The organism is Pseudoalteromonas rubra (assembly GCF_005887115.1).
Lineage (GTDB): Bacteria > Pseudomonadota > Gammaproteobacteria > Enterobacterales > Alteromonadaceae > Pseudoalteromonas > Pseudoalteromonas rubra_F.
In genome coordinates this window covers 231,938-256,231 of record NZ_PNCJ01000017.1, presented here as the reverse complement: position 1 = coordinate 256,231, position 24,294 = coordinate 231,938, and the positions used below count along the sequence as shown (strand labels likewise).

The 24,294-nt window shown below is 44.8% G+C and carries 17 protein-coding genes and 1 tRNA gene; 2 read left to right on the top strand and 16 right to left on the bottom strand.

What is annotated here, in order from left to right; all coding sequences use genetic code 11:
* Window positions 1-12: 12 nt before the first annotated feature.
* The 10 genes from CWB98_RS13290 to CWB98_RS13250 all read right to left on the bottom strand — a co-directional run bounded on the left by CWB98_RS13290 (window position 13) and on the right by CWB98_RS13250 (window position 12,025).
* Complete coding sequence (locus CWB98_RS13290) at window positions 13-1,161, bottom strand: glycosyltransferase family 4 protein (protein WP_138545310.1); 1,149 nt, start codon at window positions 1,159-1,161, stop codon at window positions 13-15.
* A gap of 7 nt (window positions 1,162-1,168) precedes the next feature.
* Window positions 1,169-2,620: a lipopolysaccharide biosynthesis protein gene (locus CWB98_RS13285; RefSeq protein ID WP_138545309.1), complete on the bottom strand. Its 1,452-nt coding sequence runs from the start codon at window positions 2,618-2,620 to the stop codon at window positions 1,169-1,171.
* Window positions 2,617-3,780: a glycosyltransferase gene (locus CWB98_RS13280; protein ID WP_138545308.1), complete on the bottom strand. Its 1,164-nt coding sequence runs from the start codon at window positions 3,778-3,780 to the stop codon at window positions 2,617-2,619. The genes CWB98_RS13285 and CWB98_RS13280 overlap by 4 nt, the downstream gene beginning before the upstream one ends.
* The gene (locus CWB98_RS24600; RefSeq protein WP_283241205.1) at window positions 3,780-3,911 is read right to left on the bottom strand and encodes a hypothetical protein; all 132 of its coding nucleotides are present in this window, start codon (window positions 3,909-3,911) and stop codon (window positions 3,780-3,782) included. The genes CWB98_RS13280 and CWB98_RS24600 overlap by 1 nt, the downstream gene beginning before the upstream one ends.
* A gap of 254 nt (window positions 3,912-4,165) precedes the next feature.
* Window positions 4,166-5,449, bottom strand: a complete 1,284-nt coding sequence (gene tviB, locus CWB98_RS13275; RefSeq protein WP_138545307.1) for a Vi polysaccharide biosynthesis UDP-N-acetylglucosamine C-6 dehydrogenase TviB — start codon at window positions 5,447-5,449, stop codon at window positions 4,166-4,168.
* A 31-nt stretch (window positions 5,450-5,480) separates the two neighbouring features.
* Window positions 5,481-6,440, bottom strand: a complete 960-nt coding sequence (locus CWB98_RS13270; protein WP_138545306.1) for a Wzz/FepE/Etk N-terminal domain-containing protein — start codon at window positions 6,438-6,440, stop codon at window positions 5,481-5,483.
* An 89-nt stretch (window positions 6,441-6,529) separates the two neighbouring features.
* Complete coding sequence (gene wecA / locus CWB98_RS13265) at window positions 6,530-7,621, bottom strand: UDP-N-acetylglucosamine--undecaprenyl-phosphate N-acetylglucosaminephosphotransferase (RefSeq protein ID WP_138545305.1); 1,092 nt, start codon at window positions 7,619-7,621, stop codon at window positions 6,530-6,532.
* Entirely contained in the window at window positions 7,621-10,272 is a 2,652-nt protein-coding gene (locus CWB98_RS13260) for an SLBB domain-containing protein (RefSeq protein WP_138545304.1), read from the bottom strand. Before CWB98_RS13260 ends, wecA begins: the two co-directional genes overlap by 1 nt.
* Before the next feature lie 115 nt (window positions 10,273-10,387).
* Window positions 10,388-11,188 (bottom strand): DUF481 domain-containing protein, encoded by an 801-nt coding sequence (locus CWB98_RS13255; protein WP_138545303.1) that lies wholly within the window; start codon window positions 11,186-11,188, stop codon window positions 10,388-10,390.
* 21 nt (window positions 11,189-11,209) lie between these two features.
* Complete coding sequence (locus CWB98_RS13250; protein ID WP_054014800.1) at window positions 11,210-12,025, bottom strand: mechanosensitive ion channel family protein; 816 nt, start codon at window positions 12,023-12,025, stop codon at window positions 11,210-11,212.
* 186 nt (window positions 12,026-12,211) lie between these two features.
* On the opposite strand from CWB98_RS13250, the gene CWB98_RS13245 reads away from it, so the two are divergent.
* Window positions 12,212-12,287: transfer RNA gene (locus tag CWB98_RS13245), tRNA-His, on the top strand.
* A gap of 445 nt (window positions 12,288-12,732) precedes the next feature.
* On the opposite strand, the gene nagP is transcribed toward CWB98_RS13245, so the two are convergent.
* From nagP to secA, 5 genes are all read right to left on the bottom strand, one after another.
* Window positions 12,733-14,034: an N-acetylglucosamine MFS transporter NagP gene (gene nagP, locus CWB98_RS13240; RefSeq protein WP_054014801.1), complete on the bottom strand. Its 1,302-nt coding sequence runs from the start codon at window positions 14,032-14,034 to the stop codon at window positions 12,733-12,735.
* 259 nt (window positions 14,035-14,293) lie between these two features.
* Window positions 14,294-16,879, bottom strand: a complete 2,586-nt coding sequence (locus tag CWB98_RS13235) for a family 20 glycosylhydrolase (RefSeq protein WP_171045648.1) — start codon at window positions 16,877-16,879, stop codon at window positions 14,294-14,296.
* Between the two features lie 175 nt (window positions 16,880-17,054).
* The gene (locus CWB98_RS13230; protein ID WP_138545302.1) at window positions 17,055-19,124 is read right to left on the bottom strand and encodes a M13 family metallopeptidase; all 2,070 of its coding nucleotides are present in this window, start codon (window positions 19,122-19,124) and stop codon (window positions 17,055-17,057) included.
* Window positions 19,125-19,163: 39 nt separating this feature from the next.
* Window positions 19,164-19,571, bottom strand: a complete 408-nt coding sequence (gene mutT, locus CWB98_RS13225) for an 8-oxo-dGTP diphosphatase MutT (RefSeq protein WP_138545301.1) — start codon at window positions 19,569-19,571, stop codon at window positions 19,164-19,166.
* Between the two features lie 76 nt (window positions 19,572-19,647).
* The gene (gene secA / locus CWB98_RS13220) at window positions 19,648-22,356 is read right to left on the bottom strand and encodes a preprotein translocase subunit SecA (protein WP_138545300.1); all 2,709 of its coding nucleotides are present in this window, start codon (window positions 22,354-22,356) and stop codon (window positions 19,648-19,650) included.
* Window positions 22,357-22,774: 418 nt separating this feature from the next.
* On the opposite strand from secA, the gene CWB98_RS13215 reads away from it, so the two are divergent.
* Window positions 22,775-23,260: a DUF721 domain-containing protein gene (locus tag CWB98_RS13215; protein WP_138545299.1), complete on the top strand. Its 486-nt coding sequence runs from the start codon at window positions 22,775-22,777 to the stop codon at window positions 23,258-23,260.
* A 35-nt stretch (window positions 23,261-23,295) separates the two neighbouring features.
* On the opposite strand, the gene lpxC is transcribed toward CWB98_RS13215, so the two are convergent.
* Window positions 23,296-24,219 carry a UDP-3-O-acyl-N-acetylglucosamine deacetylase gene (lpxC, locus tag CWB98_RS13210; RefSeq protein WP_138545298.1) on the bottom strand — a complete coding sequence of 308 codons (924 nt, stop codon included), beginning with the start codon at window positions 24,217-24,219 and terminating at the stop codon, window positions 23,296-23,298.
* Window positions 24,220-24,294: the final 75 nt, after the last annotated feature.

The window sequence follows — 24,294 nt, the reverse complement described above, 5'->3', positions numbered from 1 at the left end:
GTACAATGTTCTCTATAGTTTTACGTTGTCTGTCACAATTGATAAAAATCGCTTAACGTGACTCTGAAAAGAGTAATTTTTCACGGCCTCAACCATCTCAGCCGCAGCTGACTTCTGCTCTCGTGCTTGCGTAATGGCCTTTTCTAAACATAACTTTAGGTCTTCCAAATCCTCTTCTCTGGCTGCAAAGAAATGACTAAACCCTCGCACTTGCCTGAATATTTCATTGTCCCAACAAACAATTCTATTCCCTGATGCCATTGCCTCAATAAGCGAGTGAGATACCCCTCCTCCTCCCAGGATTTTAGTACCTGTTAAGTGAAAACTGACATCTAGTTTGGCCAACAGCTCAGGTACCTGATGGTTATCTACAACCCCTAAATACTGAATATTTACAGAACCCTTCAATTTTTCCTTTATTTCTAGTAATGACTCCTTTTCAAATCCATCACCAGCAACCAACACTTCAATATCCGTTTGATTTTTGAGCTCTTCCAAACATGCAATAAAGTAATCGATACCTTTTTCTAAATTTAGCCGCCCTACAAAACCTAACCTGATTTTATCCCCGCATTGAGCCTGGCTGAATTTATCAAGGTATATACCATTGTTTATAACTTTCGAAGGTATTTTCTTTGCTAAATAGAAATCTGCGGTATCCTGCCCATTGGATAAGACCAGCTCATTTCTTTTCAGCAGCAATACCTCTAGCTTTTTGAATACTTCCAGCATGAAACCTGAGTGCCTTTGTGCCAGTTCTTTTTCTAAGATCCCACGGATCCAAGTAATTCGGTAGGCATGTGTTCCACGACAAGCAAAGTAACCTGCAATGCTCTCAATATACGAGCCAAGGCATATTACTACTTGTTTCTCTTGCGCTTTGTCTTGCGCTTTTATGTACTCAGAGCAAAAGGACGCAAATGTGGCAATACGCTTTACATTGTTAAAAGGGGCAACGTCAACGCTTTTATGGTTCACTTGTTCAGGAAACTCAATCGGTGTCCCCTGCTCAAAGCAGGAAGCTGCATTCAAGACGGTAACTGACTTGAAGCTATTCAATATATCAGTAGAGTGAGTAAAGTTTGCCAACCAGGTCTCCCTCCCCCCACCTCCTACCGAAAGGTTACTATAAATAATGATTACTAAATTTATGTCATTCATAGCTCTATTAACCTTCTTGAACTTTTGAGAGTCTGGATTGAAATGCTTTCTTAAGCTCTGCCCAAAATAAAGAAACTGACTTTCTAAAAGTAAATAGTCCTAAGATGAAAGCGCCTGCCCAGACTAAATTCCCCACAGCACTCTGATACCACACAGTGCAATGTAGGATAGAAACTACAAGCAGGCCAATTATAGTGGTATAGGCCCTAGCTGTAGGCATTTTACGCCACACTCGTTTTGAAAACTCTGTGCGCAAAACGTAGAACACTGAAAAAGCTATTGCCGTCGCAATGGCGGCACCCAGCGCACCATACTCCGCGACCAAAAAATAGTTACCAGCGGCATTTACCATTAAAGAAAGGACAGAGGCCCACATTGAAAGATGAGTTTTTCTGGCAAGTGTAATTCCTACAGCTGTCGTTTCCGACAAAGTATAAAACAAAGGTGCAATCAAACATGCCACAATCAGACTTTGTATAGCACTATACTCGTCAGGTAAGAAATAAGGTAATATAAAGGAAAAGCTTCCCGCGATAGTAGCAACAAAAAAGATCGCTGCCAGTAGATGTTCCGCAATATCGTCTATTTTATCATAATCAAACGACGTATTTTCCTCACATTCAGCAGTCCATTTATACACCAGTGGTGACCATACTAGGTTAAAAATACTGGCAAATATACTAGCAACTGCGGCAACACTTACAGTCACTGAATAGACACCTAACTCAGAAAATGATGACATACTGCGTAAAAAGACCTTGTCCATCACCAAAAGGCCCCAAGTCGCAAATCCACCTAACATAAGCGGTATGCTGAACTTGAGTAAAGGATACAAATCGAATTGATTACTTTTGGCAGTAAAAGCTGCAAGCCACTCGGTTTTTGTTGACCATATCAATATGAGAAAAACGGCGCTCACAGACGCAAACTGTGCACCAATGAGGCTGTGGTCATCTTGGGCAAAGCCCCCAACAATAATAATGAGTATGCAAATCAAGAAAATTGCTTTAGGTAACAATTGACTCATTGAAAAAGCAATTGCACGCTCTTGCATACGCAAAATCAAAGAAAGAAAACGAGAAACCACTGCGAATCCAACACACAGTACTGTCAACATAGATAGCAGAGCGCTATCACTGCCGTACAGGGAACGAGCCAGCACAGTGACATCGCTCATTGAGATTGCGAATCCGACGCAAAGGAGCAATATTAGCGGAGGTAGACTTGTTAGTTTGAGTAAAGCTGGCTTGGACTCTGCTTCATGATACTCTCTGATGTAGGCTTGATCTAAGCCTATACAAAATAAAAGAATACCAAAGTTCATTGCCAGCAGAAGCATTGAAATTTTCCCAACATCTTCAACTGAATAAAACCAGGTAAGTAAGGGGAGTGATATAAAGCCGAGCGCAGCAGCACCTAATGGGCCTATTGCATAGCCTAAGAGCTTTGCTTTGTTCATTTGTTTGATATTGCTGTATGGTACGTTTCGACTAAGCGCCCGACTACAGAATGCTCGCTGAATTCCCTGTCACAGTAGGCTCTGATTTCGTATTTATCAAATTTTTCGTACTGTCTGTACATCTGTATCATAGCTTCAGCCATAGCTTCAGGTGAATTCTTTTCAATGAGAGTACCAACTTCGTTGCTAACAATTGTTTCTGGACCACCGCATTTTGTGGCTATCACAGGCTTTCCTAGTGCCAAAGCTTCTACAACCACAACGCCAAATGTCTCGTATTCACTGGACAGAACAAACACGTCAGCCTCATACATCTTTTCCTTTACTTGATCTCTCGTAAGACTGCCAAGCAGGGAAACCCTATCATTCAGCCCTAGCTCTGTGACCAATTCTTGCAATCGAGTTGCTTCTGGGCCATCACCACCAATATCGAGTGAAATATTATTAAGAGTTTTACAGGCGATCGCGAAAGCCTTTATCAATATATCGACTCTTTTTTTCGGCAAAAGCGCACAAACATTGATAAAGTGAAAGTTTTCTTTGCTAGTTTTCTCGCTGTTTATCTGGTGAAGCAAAAAGTCGTTACTCACAATATTGGGAATATATTGCCATTTGTTGGTTACGAAAGTCCTGTTCAGCAAGGTACTGAATTCGTTACTAACCGCGATACATGCGCTGGCACTTTCTATCACAGGCTTGGCTTGGGTTATTTTTTTGCCACTAATATTATCTCTTGCGTAAGCAGTAATATGCTCAGTTACAACAAAAGGGATATTATATTTTCTACTCAAATACTGAGCCAAAAATCCGGCTTTGAATAAAGAGTGTGCATGTAAAATATCAGGCATGCCATGCTCTTCAATATATTTAACAAAAAGCGCTTCACCCTTTTTCAGCCACCCGCGATGAATTATCTTTTCAAAATATGGCACGGTGTTGGTAAAGTGATATCGATAAGTCGGCAACCCTGAATCATTGACAACTTCAATCTCACGTCTTCCTAAACCACTTTTTAGTGCCGAGAAGCCTAGCATTTGAGGATATAATACTCCGACTTTTTGCACGACCTTATTTAAAGCTATTGCTTGCTCTCTGAAAAAACAGCCATTAATATCGCCCGGAAACTCAGGATACCAAGAGGGTAAAACAACGACATGCATTACAGATACCCATGCATTGGCTGGATAAACAGAGACGATGCTAACTTTTCTGCCACAGAGAAGTAGCCCTGCTGGTAATCCAGCGCTTCAAATGCAGTCTGCTCATACGTGCAGGTACCATAATAAACCATAGCCGGGCTCCTCTTTTTTTTGCACTTCGCCACTGGGGTACATTGAGCAGCTAAATCTATACATTGCATTCGTGGTTACTTCTTAGAACTAATTGCTTGAAAAAACGCTATATAACTGGCACTGCTCGCCTGTACGCTGAATTCTTGCCCGATTATTGATACCCATTACAGCCCCTGACTCCGTCACCGAATACCATTAGGGTACGGCAAGCAACACCGGTTATTGCAGAACTTGTTATCGCCCGACACTTCCCTTACAAGCGAATATCAGCTTCTGAAGGTTTCAATACGTGCTTAACATCGTAAAGTACGTGGTTTTCTTTTCCAAATGAGCGTAGTTTCTTTTCACCCATTTCTTTTAATTCGGAATGATCTACCGCCAGAACGATGCCATCGTATTTGCCCTCTTCCAATTCATTGATAAGGTCAACACCATATTCATGTTTGACCTCTTCTGGATTCGCCCATCCATCATAAACATCAACAGACATATTAAAGTCTTTAAGCTCTTTAACTATATCTATGATTTTAGTATTGCGAACATCAGGGCAATCACCTTTAAACGTAAAGCCTAAGATCAGCACCTTAGCTTCGTCAATATGAACTTTTTTGCTTGCGAGCTTTTTAACTAATTGAGTTGCAACATATTCACCCATACCATCATTGATACGGCGACCAGCTAAAATAACTTCAGGGCGATAGCCGACTTCTTGTGCTTTGTGTGTCAGATAATAAGGATCAACACTGATGCAGTGACCACCTACCAAACCTGGTTTGAATTTTAGGAAGTTCCATTTTGTTCCTGCAGCGTTGAGAACTTCTTCAGTATCGATACCTAGGCGGTTAAAAATCTTTGCAAACTCATTAACGATTGCGATGTTTAAGTCCCGCTGCGTGTTTTCAATCACTTTAGCTGCTTCAGCCACTTTCAAAGAGCTCGCTTTGTGCGTACCTGCTTCTATGATAGAACCATAGAGCGCGTCAACAAAGTCGGCGACTGCAGGTGTCGAACCAGATGTTATCTTAGTGATTTTAGTTAAGGTGTTTACTTTGTCACCTGGATTGATCCGCTCGGGTGAGTAACCTGCATAAAAGTCGGTATTAAACTTTAAACCTGATACTTTTTCAATCAACGGTAAACAGACTTCTTCAGTCGCACCTGGGTAGACTGTTGATTCATAAATAACCACGTCCCCTTTTTTGACAAACGCCCCAAGCATTTCAGATGCTTTTCTAAGTGGGGTCAAGTCAGGCTTATTACTTTCATCTATTGGTGTTGGCACTGTTACGATATAAACAGTACTCTGCGCGAGTTCAGACTTATCATCAGAAAAACGTAAAGATGTAGCAGCACCAAGCGCTTCATCTGACACTTCAAGTGTCGAATCATGCCCTTCACGCAACTCATTAACGCGACTCGAATTAATATCAAAGCCAAGTACGCAATCGTATTTCTTTGCGAATTCAACGGCTAAAGGTAAGCCAACATAGCCAAGACCGATTATTGCAATCTTAGGAGACTGGTTAAAACTACTCATCACTGGGACCTTTATGACATAAAATTATAATTTAGCTCAGACGTTCGCCTTGCTGCGGACTAGGTGCAATACCAATACAAAACCTGACTGTAAAACATAACGCCATCAATACAAACCCAATGATTCCGCCTAATATACAGATAAGTGCTCTGCTAGGTTTTAGCTTCTTTTCTGGCACTAATGCTGGATCGATTGTCTGGAACACATACTCTTCACGCACTTGAGCAAGCATGACTGTCTTGGCCTGCTCCTCGATCAACCTGTAAAGAGCATCTCTCATCTCCTCGACTTGCGTTTCCTCTAACTGAGCATGAAGATACTCTGAACTCCTCAATGCCTCGTCCATTTCACGCTTTTTTATTAGCTCATTGATATCCTCAATGAGCCAATCAACCCAAAGTTTAGCAGTGTAAGGAGAGACATGCTCAACGCTCAAAGTAAACACTCCCACATCTGCATCTTCTTTAATTTCAACAATCTCTATAAACACTTCATACGCTTCTTGAAGCGAAGGACGAGGTTTCAAAGGTTTTTCAACAACTCTGACCCATTTGTTGTTTTCAGTATCGTATAACTCTTCATCATAAATAATGGTATTACTGTCCATATCCCAGGCCTTTGCAGCCATCAATTCGGGCAAAATTCCCCTTTTTTCTATGAACTCATTTGTAAAGTGCTTAGACTTTAGAATAGAAATAGCCAACTTAGTTTTATCTAGTTGATTTGAACCACCGAGATTTATCCCAGCCATACTCGCAAGCCCGCCAAACTGACCTGCCAAAGAGGCCAAATTTCCATTCGCGGATTCATTAGAAGTAGGTGCCAATAGTGCTTCTGATTGGTATATATTAGGCAATTGAAGTGAATAGAAAATGGCAAGTATAAAGCACAAAGCACCTGCCGATATTAGGTATACACTTTTAGATATTAGGTATTTGACTAGTGTAGCTAGAAAAAAGTTATCTCCAGTCTCTTCTGAACCAAAATGCATAAATTGTCTCTGCTCGTTTGGCGAGTGTATTGTTCCAATCCACTCGCTAGAAATGAATAATTTTTCTCAAAGTTTCGGCGGGTACCACATTACTTTGTAAAGTGGCTTCTTAACCACCGACAAAACTTCCATGAATGTTGAACCATTATGCTATACGCCACACACAAACATATGAATGAGGCCAATACAAGCACATCAGGTACATTAAAGCGCTCTAGCATAAGGCCAAAAAACGCACTCATAAAAGAAAGCGTGACGAGTACAAGCAGAGTCTGTCTTGGAGAAAGCCCTCCCCGCATAAAGATGTGGTGGATATGATCTCTGTCTGCAACCAATGGAGATTTCCCTTTTTTGATACGTCGAATAATAATCGCAATCATATCTATGATAGGTAGTGCAGCAAAAAACAGTACTGTAACCGGTCTGACAATGGGTTGAGAGGATTGTGTCGCCTCAACTGTCAACCAAACAACAGTCAACCCCATAAACATAGAACCTGCATCTCCCATAAAAATCTTTTTATTTCCAACGGGTGCGAAACCTAAGTTTGCAGCCAAAAAGGGGATCAGGCAAGCGACCAAAACTAAGCAAGTGATGAAGATGTAAATACTACCACTGAGTAGCGCCTGTACGCCTAAAAAGCCATAGAATACCGCAGACACAAATCCCAGCAGGCCATCAATGCCATCGATCATGTTAAATGCATTAATTAACGCAAGCACAGCCAACACCGTAAACGGAATACCGAAAGAATATAGCTCGATTGTAGTACCAATCGAGAACAGGTCTCCAAGTGAGAAAAAGTGCTTCTGCAAGCCTGCAATTAAAATGAGTGCAACTAAGCTCTGGCCAATCAACCTTGATCTCACCGTAAGGTCATATTTATCGTCCAGTACCCCAATGAACACAATAATAGCGCTAGCGACCAAGTATAGATCGCGATCCACTGAGTGCGGCTGATAAAACAGCAGAATCACTGCAGTTGCAATGTAAACTGCCATTCCCCCAACCAGAGGCACTTGCCCATTATGATCCTTTCGCTCACATGGGACATCCATCAGGCCCAGAGGTATTGCAAGCCTATGCATCAGCAATACCAAAGCACCGGAAGCAAGTACACCCATGAAAAACAATTCAAAGTAATCAAGCGCATTCATATATTGAAAACTATCTAAAATCATTAAATTCCTGAAATTGCAGCTACACCAACACCCAATTGGTAGAAAATTTGTGTTGCTGTACTCCACAGGGTTAAGTTATCCATATATGAGGAGTCCATAGGTACAACAATAGTATCACCCGCTTCCAATCCAGCGTGGTTATTCACGGCAAACCATGATCCCCGGTCAGGAATAAGGACTGCACCATTGGCTTTTATGACATAGATCTTCTCTTCATCGGCACGATCTCTCACACCACCACTCAGATTGATATATTCTTCAATGGAGACCCCAGGCTTAAACAAGTGTGAAGAACTATAATTTACCTCACCAATAATCGAGACGGAGTCTCGCTTGCCAGGTACATAAAGAGCGTCACCTTCTTGCAGAGTCAGGGAGTCTGCCTGACTCATGATACTCTGCAAATCAATGACCAAGCGACCAACTGCAGATACATTAGCTAAGTCATTCAGCAGCTTATTCGTTTCACTGTAGCTCAGTGAGTTTGAGCCTATTGATTTTTGGAAGCTTTTTGCTGCTATATCCTTTCGTAACTCTTCAGATAAGCGAGCTATTTGTTCTCGCTCCTGCGCCTTTATAGATTCACGCGTGAAGATGGCCGCCTTAGGATCGGCAAACTGAGTCAGCCCACCTGCACGTTGTACAACGTTCAACAAGGATTCACCCCGTTTCACGATATACTCTCCAGGAAATACGACTTCGCCTTTGAGTTTTACTCTGTAACTATCTTCCCAGTTAGGTCTCATCAATACGCTAATTGTATCTCGGCTTTGCAGATTAATGCTCTGCGCTTCCTCTATAGAAGTCATTGGTGCTCTCAAGTACTCAACACCACCACTATTCTTCACTCGTGTAATTTCAGCATATTCAGTGTGTGCTGATTCTAGTAGACCGCCAGCAGCCTGAATGGCTGAGTGTACATTCATCCCTTTATCAATAGGGTAACGACCTGGGAAACGAACCTGCCCAACGACTTCAATTGTCAGATTCATTTTAACTGCCGAGGATTGATACTCTAACTGCGCGAGAATAGGCGCTAACAACGTTGTACGGCCAAACACAGATGGCTGCTCTTCGGAGTCGCTGCTCTTTCCCCTCACCTGAACGTTACTCTCTTTACCCTCTTTTACCTCTGCGTCATTATTTTCTTTTGATTTTGCAATTGCCTGATCAAATGAAACATGATTCTCAAACTGACGGCGCTCGTATAAATGCCACAATTTTACACTTTTTTGCAGCTCTTTTTCTTCGACTGTCATGGCTAAATTTTGTAGCGCCTTATCTTCTTTTTCCTGAGAGTCAAAGCGGCTAAAGATATATACCTGATCATTCTTTTGTAAAGCAATACGCTTAGAAGTGAGCGCTTCCTTAAGCGTGAATTGCATCACTTCAATTTGCCCCAAACGATCAGACTCCCTGACAATAATCGAATAGGAAAGATCCGCTTGAGGTAATAAATCTGCTTTAACGTCCGAGATAAGCGTATCGAGCGTGATCCCCTGATACCATTGATAGTTTCCTGGCCTGGCCACAGCACCGATAAGTGATACTGAATCAACGACTTCGTCGCTGACTGCTTGCACCTTAATGACATCCCCCCCCTTAGGTGAGTAGTCGATATTAGTGTCTCTAAAGTCAACCGATACGACTGACTTTACCGAGTTATTGACAACTCTGTTTACCTGAACACGCTGTAAAAATGCATCGGCTTTAAAGCCACCAAACATGTGTACTAAAGCACGAGCAGATTCGCCTTCTTTCAGTTCAAAAATAGCAGGCCTTTTCACCTGGCCTTTTACTGTCACTTGTGGACCGACGGAGGGGATAAACACAACATCTCCCGATTGAAGGGTAATATCCGAACTGCTGTCCCCTTTCAAAAGCAAATCATACAGGTCCAGATTAGCAACTGTTTTCCCATGACGTTTAACCTGAATATTACGAAGTGAAGAAATCTCCGTAAGGCCGCCGCTGGCAAACAATGCATGCGTCACGTTAGCTAATGGAGAAAGGGAGTAACTGCCAGGGCGATAAGACTCTCCAACGACCAGTACCTGTATACCTCTCAATTCTGCAATTGAGATATACACCTTTAGACCAATGGCTTCATTTTTAATTTTTTCAGCGATCAGTACTTTTAACTCGCCATAAGTCAGGCCAACAACATCTACCGGTGTAAATTCGGGTATGTTAAGTCGCCCCTCACGATCTACGGTAAGTGTATGCGTAGCCGCTTCTTTACCGTACAAATTGATGGTGAGCGTATCTCCACTTGCAATGACATAATCATTAGGAACAAACTGGACTTCCGAAGGTGAGAAGCTGCTTGGCTCTCCAGAAAAGAGCTCATACCCGAAAGGCTTCAGTTTTTCTTGTTCTGGCTTCATTGGGTCAACAGCTTCTTCCTCTTTCTCATCTTCGTCACGAGGAAAAACACTCTGCATCCCCTGAGTCTTTTTAGGGTTGTCAGAAGACTGCATGGCATTACCGGTTATGCTACTCAAGTCAAAACCATATTGTTTTGCCAATGCTTGCTGTTGACTTTTTGGCAACTTTTTAAATTGTTCTATTTGTTGCGCTGTGGGCGTAAAAGCAAGTGAAACCGCACTAAAGATCAGCATGGTTGCTGCAAAAATACGTTTAAAAGACATCCGGTTTTATACCCTATTTCACGATAAGCCAAAAAGATTGCGTATTTTACATAAAAACACGCCCATAAAAAAAGGGCTTCCCGCCCTTTTTTTGATATATCTTTGGTAAATAGTGTTAAAAGCTGTAAACCAATGTCAAAGATGTTTCTGTATCAGTATTTTCTTTGCCTTCATCTACTGTTGAGTTATGGGTAATATTGTACGCCACTTTCATTTGTAGGGAGCCGTTGATTTTAGTCAGCAAAGCGGATTCTGAGGTAGTTTTAGTATTGGTATCACCATACTCCACCCCAACAACCTGTGTGAAGCGCGCATTGTCAGATACTTGCCACTCGAAATCGACTTTTGCGACACCGATTACCTCGTTTTCAGTAGTGCCCGCCAGGGAGTTGCCATTTTTATCTAATTCAGTGCTGTCTTCCTGATACTCAAAACGCTTCATACCCGGACCAATTTCAGCATCCAGATACATGTTATCGAGACTCAGCAGGCGTAAACCATAACCAATAGACACAACTGTTTCGCTGCGATATGCGCCGAAGTAATCTGAATCATAAGCACCATAAATAAATAGGTGGCTATGATCTTCATTTAACTTATAGTTCCCTTGCATGGAAACAGAGTACTTTTCGTTGGTACGCTCGCTTACGCGCTCACCATCATCGTTTTCAATTTCATCTTCTTTGTAAATCCCATCCAGCTTATACTCGTTGCGCCAGTTTTTAAGGTTATGTTTGACCTTAAGCGCGCCCTTAAGCGTTGTGGTCTCAGTATTACCGCTGGTAACAATGGCCCCAACCTCACTGGTGATATCCCAGGTTTTTGGCTGTTTTGGCTTCTTTGCAGGAGCTTCTTCCGCAGCAACATTCGAGCTGATGGCTGCCAATACGCACAGAGATAAAAGTTGTAATTTCATTGCCTATAAACCTGTCATTAATTAGTCTTTGTGAAGGTGAACATCCATTTGCGGGAATGGAATTTCGATATTAGCATCGTCTAATGCTAATTTTATATTCTCAACAAGGTCAAAGTAAGTCGGCCAGTAATCTGATGTTGCCACCCAAGGGCGCACAACAAAATTGACACTGGAATCTGCCATTTCTAATACGGCGACCGTATAAGCTGGCTCTTTCAGGATCCGTGGTTCTTTGTCCAGCACGGATTTTAACACATTTTTCGCTTCCCGGAGATCCGCTTCATAGCTCACTCCGATAACCAAATCGATGCGACGTGTTTTTTCACGAGAGTAGTTAACGATAGCGCCCGACATAATCGCCGAGTTAGGCATAATAATGACCTTGTTATCCGGCGTTCTCAATTCGGTTGAAAAGATCTCGATACGCTGCACACTACCCGCTTTTCCTCCTGCCTCGATATAATCACCAGACTTAAAGGGACGCAAAATAATGATCAGGACCCCTGAAGCAAAGTTCGATAAGGAACCTTGTAAAGCCAGGCCGATTGCCAGGCCAGCGGCACCCAGGATAGCCACAAAGGAGGTTGTTTCTATGCCAACCTGAGACAGCGCCATCAACAGCGTCGCTGCAAATACAATACTGTAAGCAATGTTGCCAACAAACGCCCCGACCGCCTTATCCACTTTGCGTTTACTAAACGCTTTTTCCGTCAAGTTTGCTGCAAGCTTTGCCAGTTTCATACCAATGAAAAATATGACCAGGGCAAGCAGCCCCTGAAAAAGGTGGTGTATGATAAGAGATGAGTTATCATCGACCCAATGAACAATCGTTTCCATAGTGACTCCTGTAAGCACTTGAGTGAGATAGCGGGGCGATTTTACCCAGCTAGTATGAATATTAGCTGTACAACTTGGGGATACTCAACGAACTTCTTTGAGATTTTTTAAATTTAACCCTTTGCAAAGCCCGCTTTTTTATGTATTATGCGCGCCACACCAGCAAAGGTGTTCTTATCTATTGTGGCGGCTGTAGCTCAGTTGGTAGAGCCCCGGATTGTGATTCCGGTTGTCGCGAGTTCAAGCCTCGTCAGTCGCCCCACTCCTTCTTCTAAGTTTTTCAAATTATACATCACTATTCGTTTCATTTATATTCAATGTACAGTTCTTTCAAATATTCATATGAAAGAAACTACCACTGCAAGGCATCATTTACTCTCTGTGCCTGTGGTTCTCAGCAAATAAAGCGCTCTCGGCCTCCAACCCCCTTTTGTTTGCTGCGCTCAATTTATTCCAGCCTAAAGCATTTTTATACACGTCATATTTCGACACTAACTCACACTGTGCAGCTAACCAGATATCGCTTCGGTTAAAAACACTACACTGAGGAGCTTTCTACATACAGTTAAGAAATGTAAGCAGGCTTCTAAGTGCGCCTACAGCACAATTGACAGGAGTTACTGATGATAAAATGACATAAAAAATGCCACCTTACGGTGGCATTACACACGGGATTATTTCTACTTTACAGATAGAAATTCTGTTCGCTATTTCCAGCTTCTCATCTTGTGACCTTTTAGGGCATAGAAAAGAATAAACAGATAGCTGGGTAGCATTAAACTATACGCGCCCTGAGCACCAAGCCCGGCTACATTTCCAACACCAATCAACAGAGGTCCTAATGCGCCACCTGCAATACCCATGATTAACAAGCCTGATGCTGTGCCTGTTAAACGCCCTAAACCATCAAGCGCCAGAGGCCAAATGGCAGGCCAAACCATGGCATTAGCAAATCCTAGCAGAGCGATACACAAGAGTGGATCTGGCAACTGAGGACCGCCAAAAGGTACAAGTAAAATATTGGCCAAGGCTGTCGATTCATTGTCCCCTAAAACTACAGCAAAAACGGTAACAATACCAGCGATTGCAGACATGACGAGTGCATTTTGTTGCGACATAAAACGTGGAATTAACGCAATACCAATCGCATAACCAATCAGCATACAACCCATTGTATAAGAGGTCATAACTGAGTAATCGGCAATCCCTAACTGCAAAGCGTAAGAGCCAATGGTATCAGCTGCAATCACTTCTACAGCAACATACAGTGCAATACCGATAACCCCCAATGCAAGATGAGGGTGACTTAAAGCCTCCTTAACTTCACCTTTACTGGTTTGCCCTTCCTCTTCAAAAACCAGATCGGGTAATGGAGAAAACTTAGCAAATGCTGCAAACAGGAAAATCAGACCCGCAATAGCCAGGTAAGGTGCGATCAGGCTATTAGCCATCATATCTTTTTGAGCCTGACTGAGAGATTCTCCCTCATTCACCACCCCACTCACAACCACGGCAGCAAATACAATGGGGACTATTACACCAGCAGACTTGTTCAGCAAGCCCATGATACAAACACGCACCGCGGCGGAGCGCTCAGATCCCATTTTAACAACGTACGGATTGACGGCAGTCTGAAGGACAGTCTGCCCTACTCCTATCATTAATTGTGCAAACAAAAAGATTTCAATCATTTGCATTTTAGCAGCTGGAATATACATCAAAGCGGAAAGCGCCATGACAGCACACCCTATCGCCATGCCATTTTTGTATCCAACTCGTTTTATCAGCATGGCTGAGGGGATACCAGCAACCGTTACTGCGATATAAAATGAGGATATAATGAAAGAGGCCTGTAGCGGACTCAGTTCCAGCATTTGCTGAAGAAACGGCGTGATTGCGCCATTCAACCAGGTGATACAACCCAATATAAAGAACATTGAGCCAGCAAGTGTCATGGGTAACCAGACACTTTGCTTTTCGAGGTCATCTTTTTCCACTGTCGCTTCCATAAAACTCTTCTTGTTGCTAATTAAGATTAATACAGGTCGGATTAAAACGAATTAAAAGTAATCCGGATTATTATATTCTGTGCCATCGGCCTTTATGAACGCCCCCTCAAAAACGGCGGTTCTACAATTTAAAACCAAAATGACAGCGCTGACATTTAACTTTACGTTAAAATTTGGCCTTTTTCTAGTTAGTTTTGTAATCAAATATCTTCACCTTGGGGAAGGGTATTCCCTCCCCAAGATGGCACTATCGGGTAATTTAGTCTAACCCTGTAGTACGGCTAAACTTTTTATCGCCTAAACGGGTACGTAATAATACGCCACCAGGCTGACTTATACTCATCGGAGCTGTGTAAGTTTGCCAGTTGTTACCATTATCAAGGCTCACTTCAATAGTTAAGTACGGGAATGCACTGTTTGCATGAAGCTGACCATCAATGATTTTACCGCCCGGGACTGGGAGATTCACATTAACCTCGGCTTGGTCCAGCTTAGTCAGCTCTTTTAATGCCAGTGCACCAGAGAACCCATGCCAGTCCTGAGCGAAGCGCTTCTTATCAAGGCGCTCTCCTTCCCAGCCGGCTTTATGCCAGGCACGCTCTGCCATGGCGAGTAAACGAGGAAAGACCATCGCCTGCATCTGGTCTTCGGTACGAATCGTTTCACTCCAGACCTGTCCCTGAATACCGAGAATATTTTCCGGCTTTTCCAGCTCGGGTAGCGGACGACCGACCAGGGCTTCTAGGTTTTCAATCGGTGCACCACTGCGGGTAAAGTCGGCATTGGCATAAACATCATCCGGCATATAGCTGAAGGTTTTCTTACTGTCTGTGTAGCGGGCTGCCCAATAATAGCCGCGTTCAGCCGGGTGTGGCTCATAAGGGTGGTCAAAGTACAAGTGCGTACCATGGGACAACACTACCTGGTAGCCATCATTGGCCAGGCGATGCGCCCTGTCAGCGACACCCCATTCCCAGATATTGTCCCAGACATTGGCGGTAAAGACCTCATTGGGAAATGCATCGCGGTTAAATGGGTTAACCTTGTCGTACATCAGGCCATCTTCCCAGGCACCCGGCGCAATGCCCCGCTTTGCCAGCAAGGTGGCAACTCGCTGGGTAAAATAGGGCTTAAGATCGGTCGGACCGGCAATGCCATTGTTAGGATCGGCAAATAATGCCTGACACACGGGCGAATCGACCCAGGAGCCGGCACCCACTTCATCACCACCAAAATGCAGATTCGTCAGGCGCGTACCGGCTTCACGATACATACCTTGTAACTCATAGGTCACCTTTTCAATGAATGCATAGGTCGAATCCTGACACACATTCATCGAGTTATCGGTATAATTCTGTACTGTGATGTACTTTGAGGTGTCCTGGGGATCGCTGAGTAAATAGGCTTTTGCCTGCTCCGGTTTGCCCGCTTCCATCAATGTGTGATAGCGCGCTTCCATTGCCTTGATCGAGGCACGAGCATGACCCGGCCCTTCGATCTCTGGAATGATCTGAACATGACGCGCCTTGGCAAACTTGAGTAGTTCAACAAACTCATCTCGGGTCAGATAACCATTGCCCGAACCCGACTTATGCGGGCCGGTACCAAGCTGAGTTAGTAAACACTCTCGCTCCTGCAAGTCAAAGCAACGATAACCACCAATATCTGTCAGCTCTGGTAAGCCTGGGATCTCAAGCCGCCAGCCTTCATCTTCAGAAAAGTGCCAGTGGAACTTGTTCAGCTTGTAACGGCCCATCTGTTCGACCAATTTGAACAGCGCCTCTTTACCATGATAGTTACGGCCGTTGTCATAGTGCATGCCACGCCAGCCAAAACGCGGGGCATCTTTAATCTCTACATTAGGCACCTGTATCTGGCCTTGTTGATCTGCCGGGAATAACGCAAGCAAACTCTGGATACCGTAAAATACGCCTGCATTGTCATGGCCTGTGATCACAATTTTGTTGTCGTCTACTTCCAGCTGATAGCCTTCGCTGCCCAAATCGCTCAGGTCCGCTACTTGCAGATAGATTGTTTTGGTTTTGCCGGCACTGATATGATCCGGCTGTGCTTTCAAAGTCAGACCATAATCGGTCAAATCTTCCTGAAATACGGCGACTTCACTTTTTAATCTGCCCGCGTAACGGATCTGCCACTGACTGGACAAGTCCGCATAACCTCGATTGAAATCAACATCCATCGGCTTAGGGATAATGCGTTTCAGCGCGTCTTCGCGAGACAGTTTGCCAGTCTGCTGGTTTTGTTCATAACGCCAAGCTGCGGTTGCACGCGGTGATAAGTCTTTTGGCTCGCTGTGACGATCCAGTTGGTTATCACGCACAATAGGCGCGACAAAGTCCAGCATGTTTTCGCTGTCTGTATTGGCGAACACGGCCGGTTTTGAATTACCACTGACCATAAATGCGCGCGGCATAAAATCGGTATAAGCGGCTATCCAGGCAGCAGCTTCATAGGGAATGGTCAGCGTTTCTCCTGGTTTTAATCCGGCAAACGCTTTAGTCGGCACTAAACGGTGTAAGTCGCCATTTACATGCTCAAACTTCAACCCACTTGCCTGCTCAGTAGCCACTTTTCGGATTGAATGAAAGTAGATCTGCCAGTCGCCTTCGCCAGCTGGTAGCGCTAACTTTGAGTCATTTTGTAAGGTGATAGAAGCCAGAAAGCTGCTGCTGCCATTGTGATGATTGCTTTCGACCGCAAATGTGAAGGTGGTGTTGTCAGTAAAGGTTTGCAGTTGAGCACTATCCCAGGCGGCTTTAGCCATCATCGGGACTAAAAGTGTGGCCGCGATGGCCCGGGTGAGCAGTTTTTTCTGTATTTTCATTCCGGCTCCTTAACCTGCGCTGAGCGCAAACTTCAAATTGTTGTAAATACCATCATATAGAAGAAAAAATGACAGCGCTATCAATTTTTCCTTACAAGATCTCTATCATCTTTTTTATCAGAGAGTTAATACAAAAAAGCCGCCAGAAGCTGGCGGCCATGATAGCAGTAAACACTTACCAGATTTTGACCCGCTCTTGCGGTTTAAGATACATTTTGTCGCCTTCTTTGACATCAAATGCATCGTAAAACGCCGGCATATTGGGCAACACACCAATAACGCGGTAGTGACTCGGTGAATGCGAGTCGGTCATCAATCGGTTACGCAGCTCCTCATCACGGTATTGTCGACGCCAGATCTGCGCCCACCCCATAAAGAAGCGTTGCTCACCGGTGTAACCATCAATTACCGGAGCCGGCTTACCTTGCAGAGACAGCTGATACGCTTTAAGCGCCACACTTAAACCGCCAAGATCACCAATGTTTTCGCCTAATGTTAGCTCACCGTTTACACTGGCATCTTCAAAAGGCTGATACTGATTATATTGTTCAACCAGTTTTTGGCTGCGCGCCTGAAACTGGGCCAGATCTTGCTCACTCCACCAGTTGCGTAAGTTGCCATCGCCATCGTACTTTGCGCCCTGATCATCGAACCCATGACCCAGCTCATGGCCTATGACCGCACCAATGGCACCATAGTTGACGGCATCATCGGCTTCCAGGTTAAAGAAGGGCGGCTGGAGAATAGCAGCAGGGAAGACAATTTCGTTATTAACTGGGTTGTAGTAAGCATTGACGGTCTGCGGCGTCATAAACCATTCGCTGCGGTCAACTGGCTTATCAACTTTGCCGACCATGTCCTGGTAGGCCCACTCATTATAGCGAACATAGTTGCCAACAAGGTCGTCAGCACTGATCTCTAACCCTGAATAGTCTCGCCATTTATCCGGATAACCAATCTTAGGTGTAAACTTACTGAGTTTAACCTTCGCTGCTTGTTTGGTTTCTGCGCTCATCCACTCCAATTCATCGATTGACTGTTCAAACCCCTTGATTAAGTTATCGACCAGCTCTCCCATGCGCGCTTTGGCTTCTGGCGGAAAGTACTCTTTAACATAGATCTTACCCAGCAGCTCTCCCAGCACATCATTACTGGCATTCACCGCCTTTTTCCATACAGGAGCCTGCTCTTCCAGACCACGCAGCGTCTTACCGTAGAAGTTGAACTTCAGGTCAACCGCTGTCTTGTGCAGCAGCTGCGCATAATCGCTGGCGAAGTGAAAGGTCAGGTAATCGCGCCAGGCGGCTACATCCGTTTTGCCAATCAACTCTGACAACCCTTCCAGATAGCTTGGCTGAGTCACGACCAGCTCTTTGGTAGTTAAGCCGAATGCTTTCAGATACGCCGCCATATCAAAATGTGGTAGCTGTGCATTGAGCGTATCAACCTGAAACTTGTTATAGGTTTTATCCGCATCGCGACTTTCAACTCGTGACCACTGAATTTCAGCTAAAGCAGTTTCAAGTGCCATAATATGCTTAGCCGCCTGTTCAGCACGAGGTTGTTCATAGCCCATCACCTGCATCAGGCGCTCTATATACTGACGATATTCAGCACGAATTCGGGTGAACTTTTCCGTATCCTGAAGGTAAAAATCCCGATCCGGCAGCCCCAAACCCGATTGCCATAAATAAAGCGTATTCATGGTGGAGTTTTTGGCATCATTATTTGCATACCAGCTCAATGGGGTGGTGCCCCCCTGAGACAAGGCGCGAGCAAATAAGGCAGGGAGTTCAGACTTACTTTGTAATGCCTGGAAAGGCGCCAGGTAAGATTGCAATGGTGTAGTACCTAGCTCTTCGCGTGCCAATTCATCGGTGTAACTGCGATAGAAATCGCCCAGTTTGGCCTCGTCTGAGCCGGGCTTGGCCTGATCGTTACTGGCAGCCTGCTCGAGGGTTTTACGCAGTGCTTTTTGTGATGCGTCGTACAGCTCAGTGAATGAACCATAATTTGATTTGTCTGCTGGTATTTCAGTGCGAGCTAACCATTTACCGTTTACATGGTAATAGAAATCATCCTGCGCCCTTACAGCACTATCGATATTGCCCAATGCAATCCCTGAATTCAGGGTGCTCTGTGCTTGTTCCACTTCGGCTTGCGAGTCTGTTTTCACCTGCTCGCTACACCCTGTCAGACCCAGTGCCAGTGCAACCGCGGCGGCAATGACTGCTATTTTTTTCATTTTTTCATCCTTACTCGTAATTTTACTCAACGGCCGCTGCTACTGATGCCCATCATATTGTTGCGCCAATACGTTCAGAATAGCCACATTAGCTGCGGGAAAAGCCAGTTGCTTTAACTCACTCCAGTTAACCCACTGACTGGGCTGACCTTCCAGCCCTATCGCTTGTCCCGAAAAATCTTCGACCTTATGCACTTCCAGTTTAACCTGTTTGTCGCCATAGTCATGTTCAATTGTCAGTAAATGTTCAGAACCGTGGACATCAATATCGATTTCTTCCTTCAGTTCTCTGGCCAGTGCCTGAGTCACGGTTTCCTGCGCTTCAATTTTACCACCGGGAAACTCCCATAAGCCGCCTTGATGTTGCTCTTTGGCCCGTTTACATACAAAAAACTGCGCATCCCGAATGATGACACCCACAGCTACATTAACCACTTTTTTTGTCATATCTAACTCAAATAATCTGTTTTTCTGAGATAAAAAAAGCGACACAAGGTCGCTTTTTCATAATGTCGCTGCAAACTTAAGATAGCTTACCGCAACACTGCTTGTATTTTTTGCCCGATTTACATGGACATGGCTCATTACGGCCAACTTTAGGCTCAGTGCGCGCCGCTACCGCAGCACCTTGGGGCGCTTCTCCACCAACCGGCGCAGACTCTTCATGCTGATACTGGCGCGGAGCCTGCTCGCTGCGACGATGTTGCTCTTCTACTTTTTCAACATCTTCTTCAGCGCGTACCTGTACTTTGCTCAGTACGCCAACCACGTCCACTTTGAGGTTTTCAAGCATTTCAGAGAACAACTCAAACGATTCGCGCTTGTATTCCTGCTTAGGATTTTTCTGTGCATAACCACGCAGGTGAATACCCTGACGTAAGTGGTCCATTGCAGCAAGATGATCTTTCCAGTGCTGATCCAAACTTTGCAACATCACAGCCTTTTCGAACTGGCGCAGTACCTGAGCCCCCACCATCTCTTCTTTTTGCTTGTAAGCCGCATCAATCTCTTCGCCGATACGCTCACGCAAACGCTCTTCGTATAGTTTGTTGTCTTCCTCAAGCCATTTGGCAATTGGCAACTCAACCATAAAGTCATTCTTCAGACGCTCTTCCAGACCTGGGATATCCCACATTTCGGCCAGGCTCTGCGGCGGAATGTACTGATCAATGGCTACATTGATCACATCGCCACGGATAGCTGAAATTGTTTCTGAAATGTCGCCTTCTTCCAGCAGTTCGTTGCGCTGTTCATAGACCACGCGACGCTGATCGTTGGCTACATCATCGTACTCAAGCAGCTGCTTACGAATATCAAAGTTACGTGCTTCTACTTTACGCTGCGCATTTTCAATGGCACGGTTAACCCAAGGATGCTCAATGGCTTCGCCACGTTGCATACCAAGTTTACGCATCATATTGGTCATCCGTTCGCCAGCAAAGATACGCATTAACGCATCATCCATTGACAGGTAGAAACGGCTCGAACCGGCATCGCCCTGACGACCAGAACGGCCACGTAGCTGGTTATCGATACGACGAGATTCATGACGTTCAGTGCCGATAATATGCAGACCACCCGCTTCGAGTACATCATCGTGACGTTTCTGCCACTGTGCTTTAATGTCATCAATTTGCGCATCGCTTGGATTGTCCAGCTTAGACACATCATTCTGCCAGTTACCGCCCAGCATGATGTCGGTACCACGACCTGCCATGTTAGTGGCAATCGTCACTTTACCCGGTAAACCCGCATCCGCAATGATATCCGCTTCCTGAGCGTGGAATTTCGCATTCAGTACGTTGTGCTCAATTTTTTCTTTGCGCAGGAAGTGTGACAGATACTCAGAGCTTTCGATTGAAATGGTACCGACCAGTACTGGCTGACCGCGTTTCTGACAGTCGCGGATATCGGCCAGAATGGCTTCAAACTTTTCGTCCTGAGTCAGATAAACCAGATCAGCACGATCGTCACGGATCATCGGCTTGTTGGTTGGAATAACCACGGTATCCAGTCCGTAGATTGACTGGAATTCAAACGCTTCGGTATCAGCAGTACCTGTCATCCCCGCCAGTTTGTCGTACAAACGGAAATAGTTCTGGAAGGTGATGGAAGCCAGCGTCTGGTTTTCGTTTTGGATACGAACATTCTCTTTGGCTTCCACCGCCTGGTGTAGACCTTCTGACCAGCGACGCCCTTCCATCGTACGACCCGTGTGCTCATCAACAATGATAACTTCATTGTCTTTAACAACGTAGTCGACGTCTTTTTGATATAGCTTGTGTGCACGCAGGGCGGCATAAACATGACTCAGCAGGGTGATGTTACCCGCAGAGTAAAGTGAATCGCCTTCTTCAATCAGGCCATTTTTAACCAGCAATTCTTCAACTTTTACCTGACCACGTTCGGTTAAGTGAACCTGCTTGCTCTTTTCGTCGAGCGTGAAGTCGCCATCGCCTTCAACACCTTCCTCGTCTTCTTTTTCCTGTAAAATCAGCTCAGGTACTATAGTGTTGATCTTAGTATAAAGCTCAGAACTGTCTTCCGCTGGGCCCGAAATGATCAGAGGCGTACGAGCTTCATCAATCAGGATCGAGTCAACTTCATCCACAACAGCATAATGCAATGGGCGCTGAACACGCTCTTCAATGCTGAATGCCATATTGTCGCGCAGGTAGTCAAAGCCGAATTCGTTGTTGGTGCCATAAGTGATATCAGCTGCATAAGCTTCTTTCTTTTGCGCAGGCATCATACCTGGCACATTGCAGCCGACGGTGAGACCTAAGAATTCAAACAGTGGACGGTTATTCTCAGCATCCCGCTTTGCCAGATAGTCATTCACAGTAATGACGTGTACGCCTTTACCTGTCAAACCATTTAAGTAAGCGGGCAAGGTCGCGGTCAGTGTTTTACCTTCACCGGTACGCATTTCTGAAATACGCCCCTGATGCAGCACAATACCGCCTATCATTTGCACGTCAAAGTGGCGCATGCCAAACACCCGTGTCGATGCTTCACGCACTGTAGCAAAGGCTTCCGGCAGCATATCGTCCAGGCTGGTGCCTTGCTCAAATCTTTGTCTGAATTCCGCGGTTTTAGCTTGCAGTTCTTCGTCTGATAGCGCCTTATATTGTTCTTCTAGGGCGTTGATCAGGGCGACCGTTTTTCTCAGATTTTTAATCATTCGGTCGTTGCGGCTACCAAAAATCTTGGTAAAAATTTTCGTTATCATGTTTAAACCATTTCACTCATCTATTTGCGAGCACCTATTTGGGTAACGCGGTTGTCACGCTCGCTCGTCCTGTTGGCGACAAAGTCGGACCTTGCTGTGTGCCGAGTTAAATTTGTGCCCTATCATACCAGACTATGCGCGTCTGCAAACCATCAAAAAGTAATCTGTTCCTATTTAATCATACAAGGCAGGGAAACACACCCGAACCACTTAATGGCAGCTGGTGATATCGACTTCCAAATACAGAAAGCAGGCAAGGTTTTTGACGTACTGACACTATACATTGGGGCAATAGACGCGCATTTCAAGCATAATCTGTTTCGTGCACATGTTTCCACTATCTGTCATGGTATGCACGCGTTATACTTATACATGAAAGAGCAAAACACCAGTAAGGTCGCCGTTGTGGGTGGGTATTATGAGTAAAAACCGGTTTGACCCCAAGCCGCTTGGCGAACTGGCCAGTGGCTGGTCAGATAAACTAAGTGGCTACATGCAAAAAGCACAGGGGATCACTGAACTGCAGCAACCTCTGCAAAACGCCTTGGGCCCTGTTCTTAGTAAAAAATGCCGTGTTGCCAACTATCAGGATGGGACTTTGTATGTTGAGGCAGCTTCGGCGACATTAGCAACTCGCTTAAATTACCTGAAAATGGAGATCCTGAGTAGTTTTCGCGCCGCAGGCTACCATGACTGTTGTCAGGTTAAGATTGGTACCAACCCCGAGGCACAACAACGCCTTACCAAACCGCAAAATCAGATTAAGACGCCCAATACAAGCTATTCGGGGCGCCAAATGAGCGAGCAAACGGCTGGCGATTTAATGGCACTCGCCGAACATGCCCCAGCCGGTTTAAAAGAAAAACTCTTACGCCTTGCAAAACATGGCAGGCAAAAAAAATGACGCTCTCGGCGTCATTTTTCATCTAACAAACTGATTCAGGCAGTTACCAAAGACGTATCTACGTCCATACCTGGTGCTGGCATAGTCACAGGCTCATCAAACGTTGCCCATTCCCAAGCAGACTCTGACGCCATGATCTCACGCAGTAGCTTATTGTTCAGGCCATGACCTGATTTAAAGCACGTGATCTTACCCAGAATGTTGTGTCCAGCCATAAACATGTCGCCCACACAATCCAAAATCTTGTGTTTTACAAACTCATCTTTATAGCGTAAACCGTTCGGGTTCAAAACCTTGAACTCGTCCAAAACAACAGCATTGTCCATACTGCCGCCCAGAGCCAGATTGTTTGCATGCATATACTCGATATCTTTCATGAAGCCGAATGTACGCGCACGACTGATCTCTTCGGTAAAGCTCTGTGCGGTAATGTCCAAGCCAATACGCTGGCGGCTGGCATTAATCGCCGGATGGTCAAAAGCAATTTCAAAGTCGATATGGAAGCCGTCATAAGGCTCAATTTCAGCCCATTTGTCTCCGTCTTCTACGCGCACTTTTTCTTTGATGCGAATAAAGCGCTTTGCCTGATTCTGCTCTGCAATGCCACCTTTTTGCAGTAAGTAAATGAAAGGTAATGCACTACCGTCCATAATCGGTACTTCTGCACTATCCAGCTCTACGATTAAGTTATCAATACCCAGTGCCGCAACGGCCGCAATTAAATGCTCCGTTGTTGACAGACGAACGCCGTCTTTATTGGTTAAACAAGTGCACAATTGCGTGTCGCCCACAGCTTCGGGGGTTGTTTCAAAATCGACAACCGGGTCGAGATCTACGCGACGAAATACGATCCCCGTATTTACGCTCGCAGGTCGGAGAGTGATCGTGACCTTTTCACCTTTGTGTAATCCTACACCTGTGGCTTTAACGACTTCAGCAATCGTTCGTTGTTTTATCATAGGTTCGTCCGCTTCTGACTGGTTAATGATTAATGAGACCGCAAATTCTATCACAGATAGAAGTCGCTGCCAATC